Below are 13,068 nucleotides of genomic sequence, written 5' to 3'. Positions count from 1 at the left end.
CCATTGGTGTTGTCAGGCGGTTGGTTCCGCCAATTGGTCTCATTTGCAACTATTTTGCGCCGGCGTCAATGTGGGCTAAACCACGCGCGCCGTATCCGGTTCTATTTATTTTCCTCCCGATTCAGGGCATAGGCGAGCGCCAATGACCTCGAACCAGCGCTTGCCGACTTCGCTAACGCCGCTCGATGTGGCGCTCGCCGCGTTGCTGGAGGGCGTGGATCCGGTCGCGCCGATGGAACTGGCATTGGCAGAGGCGCTGCGCTGTATTGCCGCTGACATGCCGGGGCTCGATGCCCACCCGCCGCGCGATATCGCTGCCGCGGATGGCTATGCATTCCGCGCGCGCGACCTTGTCGGCGCATCCTCCTATTCGCCGCTGCCATTAATGGCAGCGCCGGTGTGGGTCGAGGCCGGCGAGATCATTCCTGACAATTGCGACTGCGTGCTGGATTCCGATTCCGTCGAAATGTCCGGTCCGCTCGTGCAGGTGCTGGCCGAGGCGATCCCGGGTCAGGGCGTGCGCCGGGCCGGCAGCGATATCACAGCGGGCAGCCGTCTCGTTGAAGCCGGCCGGCGCGTGCTGCCGCGCCATCTCATGATCGCCCGCGCCGCAGGAATGGCGCGATTGAGCGTGCGCCGCCCACGCCTGCGCATCGTCAATATTCCCGGGGGCACAGTAACCGCGGATCTGGTCGCCGATAGCGCGCGGGCCGCGGGCGGTGAGGTTGTCTTGGTCGCGGCTGCAGGTCGCGATGCCGCAGCGATTATCGCGGCGATCGATGACGGTGCGTGCGATCTGCTCCTGATCGTCGGCGGCTCCGGTGTCGGCCGCACCGACACGGCGGTGACGGCATTGGGCGCGCGCGGGAAGATTCTCGCACATGGCATTGCCCTGCAACCAGGCCGCACTTCGGCCGTTGGTCGTGCAGGCAAGATGCCGCTCGTGGTGTTGCCAGGCGCGCCCGACCAGGCCTTGGCGGCGTGGTGGACCCTGGCGCTTCCCGCGCTCGATCGTTTATCGGGCCGCCGGCGGCGCAGCAAGCTCAATCTGCCGCTGGCGCGCAAGATTGCTTCAAGCGTCGGCATTGCCGAGATCGTGCTGCTGGAACGAGAGCAGGATGCCTGGGTACCGCTGGCGGTGGGCGAATTGTCGCTCGATGCGATTGCGCGCGCCGAGGCCTGGCTCGCGGTGCCCGCCGGCTCGGAAGGATTTGCGGCGGGCACCCCGGTCGATGCCTATATGCTGCGGGAGTGATATGGGTTCGGGAATGACGAATACGCCCTCGCCGAAAGGCCGCGACACTATCGATCAGGATCAATTCCTGACCATCCTGTCGCGTGAGGATGCGCTGGCGCGGTTTGAAGCCGCGCTGTTTCCGCGTGCGGTCGCGAGCGAGCAACGCTCGCTTGCGGACGCGCTCGGCTGCGCGCTCGCCGAGGACGTCGTGGCGCCGATCGATGTGCCGCCGTTCGATCGCTCCAATGTCGATGGCTTTGCGGTGCGTTCCGCCGACCTCGCTTCGGCCGGCGAGGCTTCACCGGTGCGTGTGATGCTGAACGACGAGGTGATCGCGTGCGGCACCGCGCCGACGCGGCCGGTCTTGTCGGGAACAGCCACGCCGATCGCGACCGGCGGTCCGGTGCCGCGCGGTGCGGACGCCATCGTCATGGTCGAGCATACCCAACCGGCGGGACATCGTGCGATCGACGTCCGCCGCGCCGCTTCGCCCGGGCAATTCGTATCCTATGCCGGCTCCGATATCGCCCGTGGCGAAGCGCTGCTGCGCGCCGGCACCGTCATTGGCTCGCGCGAGATCGGGATGCTGGCGGCCTGCGGCATCGCGGAGGTGGCCGTCGCGCGTCGGCCGCGCGTTGCGATCATTTCCACCGGCGATGAACTGGTGCAGCCCGGCCATTCCCTGCGGCCGGCCGCGATCTACGACACCAACGGCGCGATCGTCACGGCGGCGATCACGGAGAATGGCGGCGAGGCGAGGTTTCTCGGCGCCATCGCCGATGATGAGGCGCAACTCGAATCCGCGATGCGCGAGGCGCTCGCGAGCAGCGACATGCTGGTGCTGTCAGGCGGCACGTCCAAGGGCGCGGGCGACGTGTCCCACCGCATCATCGGCCGGCTCGGCAAGCCCGGCATCATCGCCCATGGCGTGGCGCTGAAGCCCGGCAAGCCGCTGTGCCTTGCGGTATGCGACGGCAAGCCTGTTATCATCCTGCCGGGATTTCCGACCTCGGCGATGTTCACCTTCCACGACATGATCGTGCCGGTGCTGCGGCGGATGGCCGGCCTGCCGCCGCGCTCGGACGCCAAGGTCAATGCGCGCGTTCCCGTGCGGATCGCGTCCGAACTCGGCCGCGCCGAATTCGTCATGGTGTCGCTGGTTGAAGGCGCGGATGGACTGATCGCGTACCCCACAGGCAAGGGCTCCGGCGCCATCACCTCCTTTGCTCAGGCCGACGGCTTTCTGCGCATTGATGCGCTGGCGGACCAGATGCCGGCGGGCAGCGAGGCCGAGGTGACGCTGTTCACGCCGCACGTGCGGGTGCCCGATCTCGTCATCGTCGGCAGCCATTGCACCGGGCTCGATCTCGTCACGGCGCCGCTGGCACATGCCGGGCTCACCGTGCGCTCGATCGCCGTCGGCAGCCTCGGCGGGCTCTCGGCCGCCAAGCGCGGCGAGTGCGATCTTGCGCCGATCCATTTGTTCGACGAGAAGACCGAGACCTACAACACGCCGTATCTCAGCGATGGGCTCGAACTGATGCCGGGATGGCGTCGCATGCAGGGCATCGTCTTCCGCAAGGGCGATCGGCGCTTCGAGGGATTGAGCGCGGAGGACGCGGTGCGTGCCGCGCTGGCCGATCCCGCCTGCATCATGGTCAATCGCAACCAGGGCGCCGGCACGCGCATCCTGGTCGACCGGCTGCTTGGCGGTGCGCGACCCGATGGCTACTGGAATCAGCCGCGCTCGCACAACGCGGTGGCCGCGGCGGTCGCGCAGCACCGTGCCGATTGGGGCATGACCATTGCGCCAGTCGCGCATGCGTCAAACCTGGGTTTCATTCCCTTTGCCGAAGAGCATTATGATTTTGCACTGGTGACGGCGCGCAAGCAGAGACCGGCCGTGCAGGGCTTTCTCGACGCGCTGGCCTCGGACGGGGCGCGCGCGGCGCTTGAGCAGGCGGGTTTCCGGCCGGCCTGAAGCCTTCGGAGCTGAGGAAGCCGTCAACAGAAGCGGCTCGGGCAGGGATGGGAATGGCAAGACCGCTATAGGCGAGGCTGCGCAGGGCGCGGCGATGGCGATCGAGGACGCCGCCGTGCTGTCGCGTTGCCTCGAGGGCGTCGAGCGGGAAGGCGTTGCCAAGGAGCGAACCGCGCGCATTCAGGCGACCTCCCGTGCGAATACCTGGCTCAGCGGCAGGACCGATACCGACTGGGTGTACGGCTACGACGCCTGGACCGTGCCGCTGGCGGCGTGAACTTTCGATGATGGCGCGTGTCCCGGACGCGGCGCAGCGTGTAACGCTGCTCCGCAGAGCCGGGATCCACTCTTCGCCCGGAAGGGCCCCGGCTCAGCAGCGCAGCATTGCATGCTGCGCTGCGTCCGGGGCACGAAATCTAACCGCCATCCAGCGCTGCCAGCCGTTCTGCTTCCGCGATGTCGTCCATGGTGTTGGCATTGAAGAACGGATCGAGCGGGGTGACCGGCCATGTCACCGTGGCGAGCCTGTAGCGCGCGGTCCAGCGATCGATCTTTCTGATGTCCTCGACGACCAGCGCGTGGCGAAGTTGTTCGCGCAAGCCGATGCTCCATAATCCGATCACCGGATGCGACTGGCCATCGGAGGCGGCAACAGCTAACTCGGCATTCTCCGCTTCGATCGCGTCATACAGCCTGGAGACCAGATCGCGCGGCAGGAATGGGCAGTCTGCGGCGGCGCTGAGAACAAATTTTACATCGGGCCGGTTGACCGCAGCCCAGTCGAGTGCGGCCAGAATGCCGGCCAGCGGGCCAGGAAAATCGGCGACGCTATCGGCAATTACGGGAAGGCCGAACGCTGCGAAGCGTGCTGGGTCGCCATTGGCATTGAGGATGAGCCCGTCGCATTGCGGCGCAAGGCGCGCGATCACGCGGTCGAGGATGGTGCGGCCGGCGATCGTGCGCATCGGCTTGTCGCCGCCACCCATCCGCCGCGCCAATCCGCCGGCGAGCAGAACGCCTGGAATTTTACTCGTCACGCTCTTCGCCCTTGCGCTTGTGCCGCGCGGATTCTTCCTCGACATAGTCGAGGTCCTGGTCGAACACGATCCGCTCCTGTCCTGACAGCGCAATGAAGCGCTTGCCGCGCGTGCGGCCAACCAGCGTCAGCCCGACCTGCCGCGCCAGTTCGACGCCCCACGCGGTGAAGCCCGAGCGCGAAACCAGGATGGGAATGCCCATCCGCACCGTCTTGATCACCATCTCCGAGGTGAGCCGGCCCGTGGTGTAAAGGATCTTGTCGGCGGGATCGACGCCGTGCCGGTAGATCCAGCCGGCGATCTTGTCGACCGCGTTGTGACGGCCGACATCCTCGGTGTAGCAGACGGGAGCGCCTTCCTTGCACAGCACGCAGCCATGGATCGCGCCGGCCTCCAGATAGAGCGAGGGCATGGTGTTGATCGTGCGCGTCATCTGGTAGAGCCACGAGGTGCGCAGCTCCGCCTTCGGCAGCGCCACGCTTTCCACTGCTTCAAGCAGGTCGCCGAACGCGGTGCCCTGTGCGCAGCCGGATGTCTGCGTGCGTTTCTTCAGTTTGGCTTCGAAATTGGTGTGATGCTCGGTGCGCACCACCACGACCTGAAGGTCGTCGTGATACTCGACCTCGGTGACGACGTCGTCATATTTCAGCATGTTCTGGTTCAGGAGATAGCCGAGCGCCAGATATTCAGGATAGTCGCCGATCGTCATCATGGTGACGATCTCCTGCGCGTTCAGGTACAGCGTCAGCGGCCGCTCCACCGGCACCCGGATTTCGACCGTCGCGCCCGTCTGATCGGTCCCGGCGACGCGCTCGGTCAGCCGTGGATCCTCAGGGTTGGGCACGATCAGGGGGGCGGGGGCTTTTTCCATCTTCATCATAGGACGCAGGTTAGCATGACTTTGTCTCCGGGCTGATATAAGGACCGGAGTTAACAAGTCACGGTCTGGCCGTCATGTCCGGGCTTGTCCCGGCCATCCACGCCTTTCTTGCTGCGATAGCGTCAAGACGTGGAAGCCCGGGACTTCCAGGGTGAAGACGCGCTTCGCGCTTTTGCCCGGGCTTGGCGGGGATACTAGTACCGCTGTCGGAGTATGAGATGAAAGTGATAGGCCTCGCGGGATGGAGCGGCGCCGGCAAGACCACCTTGCTGACGCGGGCGATCCCGCAGTTCGCAAAACAGGGCCTGCGCGTGTCCGTGATCAAGCACGCCCACCACGCCTTCGACGTCGACGTACCCGGCAAGGATTCCTGGCGGCATCGCGAGGCCGGCGCGGCCGAAGTTCTGGTGTCATCGGGGCGGCGCTGGGCCCTGATGCACGAGCTGCGCGGGGCGCATGAACCGCGATTGCCGGAATTGCTGGCCAAGATGTCGCCGGTCGATCTCGTCGTGGTCGAGGGCTTCAAGCGCGAGCCGCACCGCAAGATCGAGGTCTATCGCGCCGCGAATGAAAAGCCGCTGCTGTTCCCCGACGATCCCGGTATCGTCGGAATCGCGACCGATACGGCGGTTGAAACCACGCTGCCGACCGCCCATCTCGACGATATCGAGGCGGTGGCGGCCATGATGTTGCGGTCTGCGATATCGCTCGAAGACGTGCTGGCGAAATGCGAAGCTGAGGGCTGATCAGGCACATGGCGCAATTGTCCGACGATTGCTTTGCCTTCGGCGGCCCGATGATGTCGGTCGATGAGGCCGTCGGTCTCATTGCCACGCGTGTGACTCCGGTTGTGGATATCGAGACGGTTACGCTCGCTCGCGCCGATGGCCGCATTCTGGCGCACGAAATCCTGGCGCCGCTGCCGCTGCCGCCCTTCACCAATTCCGCCGTCGACGGCTATGCGGTTGCGAGCCGCGACCTGCCGCAGCAGGAAGAGCAAACGTTTACGGTCATCGGCCGCGTTCAGGCGGGTAGTTCCGCATCTGCGCCGCTCAAGCCGGGGCACGCAATGCGCATCTTCACCGGTGCGCCGATGCCCGAAGGCGCAGATACCGTGTTCATGCAGGAAGATGTCCGCGTCGAGGGCGACAAGGTGGTGCTTCCTGCAGGCCTCAAGCCGGGCGCCAATGTACGTCCCGCGGGCGAAGACATCGCTTCAGGTTTTGCGGCGCTGCTGGCCGGCCAGCGGCTGCGGCCGCAGGACGTTGCGCTTGCCGCAGCCTTCGGCCTGACACAACTCGATGTCACAAGGCGTATTCGCGTCGCCGTGTTTTCCACTGGCAACGAGCTGGCCTCGCCGGGCGAGGCGCGCGCCGCGGTGCAACTGTTCGATTCCAACCGTTTCATGCTAATGGCGATGTTGTCGCGACTCGGCTGCGAGGTCAGCGATCTCGGTATTATCCGGGATGATCGCGCCTCGCTAGCCCGCGCGCTGCAGGAGGTCGCCGGCGGTCATGATTTGATCCTCACGACGGGCGGCGTTTCGACCGGCGAGGAGGACCACGTCAAGGCAAGCGTCGAAAGTGTCGGCAGGCTGGTGCTGTGGCGGATGGCAATCAAGCCGGGACGCCCCGTCGCGATGGGCATCATCGGCGGCACGCCCTTCATCGGATTGCCGGGCAATCCGGTGGCGAGTTTTGTCACTTTCGTTCACGTGGTGCGGCCGACCATTCTGGCGTTATCCGGTGCCCGGCCAGAGCCGCTTCGGCCAATGCCGGTTCGCGCCGCCTTCAGCTACAAGAAGAAGATTTCGCGCCGTGAATATGTCCGCGTCAGCTTGCGCAAGGGTGCCGATGGCGCGCTCGAAGCGGTGAAATTTCCGCGCGAAGGCGCAGGGCTCTTGTCGTCGCTGGCGGACACCGATGGCCTCGTCGAACTCGGCGAAGAAGTCACGCAGGTGTCGCCCGGCCAGACAGTCGGGTTCCTGTCCTATGCAAGCCTGATCAATTGATGTCCGTTGACGATGCGGGCGCCCTTCGCCATGGTCGGCGCATGACGACGACAAAACTCGATCTCGCTGGCCTGAAATGCCCGCTGCCAGCGTTGAAGACACGCAAGGCGCTGAAGACGCTGCCGCCCGGCGACAGGCTGGAAGTGCTCTGCACCGATCCGCTGTCGGTGATCGACATTCCGAACCTTATTCGGGAGACCGGCGACAAGGTCGAAATCACCGAACGCAGCCCAAGCCGCATCGTGTTTCTGATAGAAAAAGCAAATGAGACGATATAAAAGCCGAATGCTTGGGCGATCCCGCTGATAAACCTTCGCGCGTTAATTAGACGAGTTCACGACAGCGCCGATTGCCGGGTGCGACAATCGGTCCTACAAATCCCGGCATGAACTTCCCGACATCGAAGGCGAGCGCGGCGATATCCCCTGCAACGGTCAATGAACCGGCGGCCAAACCAGGCAAGCCGGCCGGCGGTCCCGAGTTCAGCGCGCTGGCGCAGGCCTCGATCCTGATCGTCGATGACGAGCCGGGCATGCGCAATTTTCTCGTGCGCACGCTGGGGCCGCATTGCAAGCACGTGGAAGAGGCCGCCGACACCGACGAAGCCTCGCGCAAGCTCGACAAGAGCCGGTTCGACGTCGTCATTCTCGACAACATCATGCCGGGCAAGAACGGCGTCGACTGGCTGGCGGAGCAGCGGGCCGTCGGCTTCTTCGCCGATGCCATCCTGATTACAGCCTATGCTGATCTCGACACAGCGATCCAGGCGCTGCGCGCTGGCGCAGTCGACTTCGTGCTGAAGCCGTTCCGCTCTAACCAGATCCTCAATGCGGTTGCACGCTGCCTCGACCGGGTTCGGCTGCAGCGCGAGAACTACGTTTTGCGTTATGCGCTGCGCGCTTCATCCGATCGCACCTTCCTGCGCGACAATCTGATCGGGGAGTCGCCGGCGGCCCGCAGCGTGCGCGAAACCATTGCCCGCGTCGCGCGCCTGCCGACCTCGATCCTGCTCACCGGCGAATCCGGCACCGGCAAGGAAGTCGCGGCGCGCTCGATTCACTCGCTCTCCGATCGTGCCGACAAGCCTTTTGTGCCGGTGAACTGCGCCGCCATTCCGCCCGATATGATCGAGGCCGAGCTGTTCGGTCACATCAAGGGTGCCTTCACTGGTGCGGATAGCGGCCGCGAGGGCCTGTTCCTTTATGCGCATGGCGGCACGCTGTTCCTCGATGAGATCGGCGAACTGCCGTTGCCGATGCAGAGCAAGCTGCTGCGTGTTCTGGAGGACCGCCGCGTCCGCCCCGTTGGCTCCGAGCGTGAAGTGCCGGTCGATCTTCGCTTCATCTTTGCGACCAATGCCGATCTCCAAAAGCAAGTGGAGAAGGGACGCTTTCGCGCCGATCTCTATTACCGCCTGAACGTCATGCAGATTCATCTGCCGCTATTGAAGGATCGCGGCGACGACGTGCAGGAGCTCGCCACCATCTTCATGAACAAGCTCTCGATCCAGCTCGGCATGCCGCCGGTTCCGATCGATAGCGCAGTGCGGGCTGCGCTTGCGAGTTACGACTGGCCCGGCAATGTGCGCGAGCTGCGCAATTTGATCGAGCGCACCTTGATCCTCGGCGCGTTTCCGGACGATTTCGCGGGCCCACGGAACGACGGGCAGGTCGCCACCGCCGACAGCCTCGCGGACCTGGAGCGCCGGCACATTCTTTCCGTGCTGAAGGAAACCGGCGGCAACCGCGAGGAAGCGGCGCGGCGGCTCGGCATCTCGCGCAAGACCATCGATCGCAAACTCGCGTTATGGAATGGCTGACCGGGCAGGCTGCATCGAGGAGCCGGTGCGCGGAGCATCCGTCCGCTTCCGGCTGCTCGCGATTGCGCTGCTGCCGATGCTGGTCATTCTGCCGCTTCTGCTTGGGGTTGCCATCTATCGCTGGAATGCGCGGTTCGACGCTACGCTGATCTCCAAGGTGAACGGCGATCTCACCATCGCCCACCAATACCTGGCCCGCATTCTGGAAAAGACCGGCGTTCAGATCCGCGGCCTGAGCCTTTCGTTCCGCTTCCGGGAGGTCGAAGAGCGGGAAACGATCTCCGCGGTGGAGACTTTGCTTGAACAGTCCCGCAAGGAGATGGGTCTGGACTTCCTCTATTTGATGGATGCCGGTGGAAAAATCATCGCCTCGTCACCCGCGCTTGAGGGAGCGCCGAGGGCCGATTGGCCGATCATCACGTCGGCATTGTCAGGCGCATCCCCATCGACCGGCATCGATATCTTCACCAACGACGAACTTGCGGCGATTTCGCCGGCGCTTGCCCAACGCGCGCGTCTCGACCTGGTGCCGACGCCAAACGCGGTGCCGACCGATCGCAGCACGGAAACCCATGGCATGGTGGTGCATGCGGCCAGCCGCGCCACGGCCCCCGGAGGAGGGCCAGCCGCGCTCGTCGGCGGGATTCTGCTGAACCAAAATCTGGAATTCATCGACACGATCAACGATCTCGTCTATCGGGCGGCAAGCCTGCCCGAGGGCAGCCAGGGAACGGCGACGCTGTTTCTCGACGACGTGCGTATCTCAACCAATGTGCGCCTGTTCGAGGGACGGCGTGCGTTGGGAACGCGGGTGTCGGCAGCGGTGCGCTCTGCGGTGATGGGGGAGGGGCGCACCTGGCTGGACAGCGCCTTCGTCGTCAACGACTGGTACATCTCGGCCTACGAGCCGCTCGTCGACACCTACGGCAAGCGCGTCGGCATGCTTTATGTCGGATTTCTGCAGAAGCCGTTCAACGACGCAAAGATTGAGACGATTCTGATCATTGCGCTCGCGTTCATCGCGATCACGGCGGCAAGCGTGCCGATCTTCCTGCGCTGGGCGCAATCGATCTTCATGCCGCTCGAGCGCGTCACGGCGACGATCGGTGAAGTCGAGAGCGGCAACCTCTCGGCCCGCACCAAATTGCCGGCGTCGGGTGACGAGATCGGCCGGGTGGCGGTTCACCTCGATACCTTGCTGGACCAGATTCAGGAGCGGGATCGTCAGTTGCGCGAGTGGAACGAGGAGTTGAACGCGCGGGTGCGCGAACGAACCCGCGATCTCGAACTCGCCAATCTGAAGCTGGAGGCGACCACCAAGCAGCTCATCATGTCCGAGAAGCTCGCTGCCATCGGCGAGATCACCGCGGGCGTTGCGCATGAGATCAACAACCCGATCGCGGTGATGCAGGGCAATCTCGATGTCATCCGCAGCGTGATCGGCGCTGACACCGAGAAAGCCAAGGTCGAGTTTCGGCTTGTCGATGAACAGATCCATCGCATCAGCCAGATCGTAACCGAGCTCTTGCAGTTTGCGCGGCCGGAAGAGTATGCCGGCTATGTCGAGCGTCATGCACCCGGAAGTGTCGTGGCGGACTGCCTGCCGTTGGTGCAGCATCTCCTGAACAAGACCGAAATCAGGGTTGAGCGGGAAGATCGGGCGAGCCGCCTGGTCCTGATGAACCGCACCGAGCTGCAGCAGGTCGTGATCAACCTCATCGTCAACGCGATCCACGCCATGCCGGACGGCGGCACCTTGACGCTGCGCTCGTTCGACGCCGATCGCGACGGCAACCCGGGCATTTCAATTGACGTGGCCGACACCGGCATCGGCATGAGCGCTGACGTCCTGGACAAGGTCTTCGATCCTTTCTTCACCACGAAACGCAGGGAGGGGACCGGCCTTGGCCTTTCCATCAGTCAGACGCTGGTGAAGCGCCAGCGTGGCCAGATCACGGCGGAAAGCCGGATCGGCTCCGGGAGTACATTCCGGGTGTGGCTCCCGGAAGCGAGCTGAGCGGACATTTTGTCCAGCGGCTATCAGGACATTTTGTCCGATGCGTCGGTGTGCATTTGGTTAAGTGATTGATTTTCTGCATCGCGCGATTTGGCACGCGGATTGCTGACTTCTCACTCAAGGGTTGGAGTGGGGAGGGGACGCGATGATCGGATATTCGGTCGCAAGCTGGGCGACCGCGCGCGCTTGCCGTCTTCATGGCGTGCCCAGGCCGCACCTCAAAACGATTTTGCCTCGACTTGAACTCCGATCTGTCGCGCGGACATCGCACGCCCGCGCATACGGTCGGCGCTGCGTGGCCCCCAATCCAATACCCCAACCTCTCAACAATCGTGCCCGGTAAGGCCGCGAACCTGGAGAATACGCCTATGACGACAGCCGATGCCACGCTCGCACCATCGGGTGCGCTCGGGATTCTCGACAAGGAGCGAACGATTGCGACCGCCGGCTTCAATCGCTGGTTAGTGCCGCCGGCCGCACTCTGCATTCATCTGTGCATCGGCATGGCCTATGGCTTCAGCGTGTTCTGGCTGCCGCTGTCGCGCGCGATCGGCGTGACCGCGCCGAAAGCCTGCCCGGACATGACGCTGGTGCAGGAATTGTTCACCACCACCTGCGACTGGAAAGTCGCCAGCATGGGCTGGATGTACACGCTGTTCTTCGTGTTGCTCGGCGTCTCCGCCGCGATCTGGGGCGGCTGGCTGGAGCGCGTCGGACCGCGCAAGGCGGGTTTTGTGTCGGCGCTGTGCTGGTGCGGTGGTCTGGTGCTCGGCGCGATCGGCATCATCACCCATCAACTGTGGCTGTTGTGGCTAGGAAGCGGCGTGATCGGCGGCATCGGGCTCGGCCTCGGCTACATCTCGCCGGTGTCGACGCTGGTGAAATGGTTTCCGGACCGCCGCGGCATGGCGACCGGCATGGCTATCATGGGCTTTGGCGGCGGCGCGATGATCGGCGCGCCGCTGGCGAACCTGTTGATGAATTATTTCAAGTCGCCGACCTCGGTAGGCGCCTGGGAAACCTTCATCGCGATGGGCGCGATCTACTTCGTATTCATGATGATCGGCGCCTTCCGCTATCGCATTCCGCCGGCGGGCTGGCGCCCGGAGGGTTGGACGCCGCCGGCGAAAGCCAATGCGATGATCTCGCAGAACCACGTCCACCTGAAGGACGCGCACAAGACGCCGCAGTTCTGGCTGATCTGGTGGGTGCTCTGCCTCAACGTCTCTGCGGGCATCGGCGTGATCGGCATGGCTTCGCCGATGCTGCAGGAAATCTTCGCCGGCAAGCTGATCGGATTGCCCGACGTCGGCTTCAACCAGCTTGACGCCGCGCAGAAGGCGACCATTGCAGGGATTGCGGCCGGCTTCGCCGGGCTGCTCTCGTTGTTCAACATCGGCGGCCGGTTCTTCTGGGCCTCGCTGTCGGACAAGATGGGCCGCAAGAACACCTACTATACGTTCTTCATCCTGGGCATCGTGCTCTATGCGCTGGCGCCGACATTTGCGGCGATGGGCTCAAAACTTCTGTTCGTGCTCGGCTTCGGTATCATCCTGTCGATGTATGGCGGCGGCTTCGCCACCGTGCCGGCCTATCTCGCCGATATGTTCGGCACACAGTTCGTCGGCGCAATCCATGGCCGTCTGCTGACCGCGTGGTCGACGGCGGGCATCATCGGTCCAGTAGTCGTGAACTACATCCGCGAGTTCCAGCTTGCCGCCGGCGTGCCGCGCGACCAGCTTTACAACACGACGATGTACATCCTGTGCGCGATGCTGATCGCGGGCCTGATCTGCAACTACCTGATCAAGCCGGTCGACGCGAAGTGGCACATGAGCGACGCCGAGGTTGCCAAGCTGCAGGCGGCGACGGCGAGCGCGGGCAGCTCGGGGCCGTCAGGATCCTACGGCATCGGGTTCGGAGGGCTCGACGCCAAGGCTGCGCTGTTCTGGGCGTTCGTCGGCATTCCCCTGGCCTGGGGCGTCTGGAAGACGCTGGAAAGCGCCGTCAAGATCCTCTGACTCTTCTGGCCGTCGCGGGGCGAGCGTTCCGCGACGGCATTTCAGGCGCGATACCGATTTCAAAT

General features: G+C 64.3%; 11 protein-coding genes. 9 read left to right on the top strand and 2 right to left on the bottom strand.

The features are described 5' to 3' along the window. Positions 1-142 precede the first annotated feature (142 nt). The 3 genes from YUO_RS0110045 to YUO_RS47685 are packed head-to-tail and all read left to right on the top strand — an operon-like array spanning position 143 to position 3,495. Positions 143-1,255: a molybdopterin-binding protein gene (locus YUO_RS0110045; RefSeq protein ID WP_028347132.1), complete on the top strand. Its 1,113-nt coding sequence runs from the start codon at positions 143-145 to the stop codon at positions 1,253-1,255. A 1-nt stretch (position 1,256) separates the two neighbouring features. Beyond that, positions 1,257-3,218, top strand: coding sequence for a molybdopterin biosynthesis protein (locus YUO_RS0110040; protein ID WP_156908566.1), 1,962 nt, complete (start codon positions 1,257-1,259; stop codon positions 3,216-3,218). Continuing rightward, positions 3,190-3,495 (top strand): hypothetical protein, encoded by a 306-nt coding sequence (locus tag YUO_RS47685; protein ID WP_028347130.1) that lies wholly within the window; start codon positions 3,190-3,192, stop codon positions 3,493-3,495. The genes YUO_RS0110040 and YUO_RS47685 overlap by 29 nt, the downstream gene beginning before the upstream one ends. Before the next feature lie 139 nt (positions 3,496-3,634). Here YUO_RS47685 and mobA read toward each other — a convergent pair whose 3' ends face one another. Both mobA and YUO_RS0110025 read right to left on the bottom strand, forming a co-directional pair. Further along, positions 3,635-4,300, bottom strand: coding sequence for a molybdenum cofactor guanylyltransferase MobA (mobA, locus tag YUO_RS0110030; protein ID WP_051379372.1), 666 nt, complete (start codon positions 4,298-4,300; stop codon positions 3,635-3,637). After that, positions 4,245-5,135 carry a formate dehydrogenase accessory sulfurtransferase FdhD gene (locus YUO_RS0110025; RefSeq protein WP_028347128.1) on the bottom strand — a complete coding sequence of 297 codons (891 nt, stop codon included), beginning with the start codon at positions 5,133-5,135 and terminating at the stop codon, positions 4,245-4,247. The genes mobA and YUO_RS0110025 overlap by 56 nt, the downstream gene beginning before the upstream one ends. A gap of 218 nt (positions 5,136-5,353) precedes the next feature. Between YUO_RS0110025 and mobB the strand changes: the two genes are divergently transcribed. The 6 genes from mobB to YUO_RS0109995 all read left to right on the top strand — a co-directional run bounded on the left by mobB (position 5,354) and on the right by YUO_RS0109995 (position 13,003). Continuing rightward, positions 5,354-5,881 carry a molybdopterin-guanine dinucleotide biosynthesis protein B gene (gene mobB, locus YUO_RS0110020; protein ID WP_028347127.1) on the top strand — a complete coding sequence of 176 codons (528 nt, stop codon included), beginning with the start codon at positions 5,354-5,356 and terminating at the stop codon, positions 5,879-5,881. 8 nt (positions 5,882-5,889) lie between these two features. Continuing rightward, on the top strand, positions 5,890-7,146 hold the full coding sequence (locus YUO_RS0110015; protein WP_028347126.1) for a molybdopterin molybdotransferase MoeA: 1,257 nt from the start codon (positions 5,890-5,892) through the stop codon (positions 7,144-7,146). A 41-nt stretch (positions 7,147-7,187) separates the two neighbouring features. Beyond that, positions 7,188-7,424 (top strand): sulfurtransferase TusA family protein, encoded by a 237-nt coding sequence (locus YUO_RS0110010; protein WP_028347125.1) that lies wholly within the window; start codon positions 7,188-7,190, stop codon positions 7,422-7,424. A gap of 107 nt (positions 7,425-7,531) precedes the next feature. Beyond that, positions 7,532-8,965 (top strand): sigma-54-dependent transcriptional regulator, encoded by a 1,434-nt coding sequence (locus YUO_RS0110005; protein ID WP_028347124.1) that lies wholly within the window; start codon positions 7,532-7,534, stop codon positions 8,963-8,965. Beyond that, a complete protein-coding gene (locus YUO_RS0110000) occupies positions 8,958-10,982 on the top strand; it encodes a sensor histidine kinase (RefSeq protein ID WP_035726367.1) in 2,025 nt (674 codons plus the stop codon). The genes YUO_RS0110005 and YUO_RS0110000 overlap by 8 nt, the downstream gene beginning before the upstream one ends. A gap of 368 nt (positions 10,983-11,350) precedes the next feature. After that, positions 11,351-13,003 carry an OFA family MFS transporter gene (locus YUO_RS0109995; RefSeq protein ID WP_028347122.1) on the top strand — a complete coding sequence of 551 codons (1,653 nt, stop codon included), beginning with the start codon at positions 11,351-11,353 and terminating at the stop codon, positions 13,001-13,003. Positions 13,004-13,068 lie beyond the last annotated feature (65 nt).

The sequence above is a fragment of the Bradyrhizobium murdochi genome (assembly GCF_000472965.1).
Taxonomy (GTDB): domain Bacteria; phylum Pseudomonadota; class Alphaproteobacteria; order Rhizobiales; family Xanthobacteraceae; genus Bradyrhizobium; species Bradyrhizobium murdochi.
This window is presented reverse-complemented; position numbering and strand designations above follow the sequence as displayed.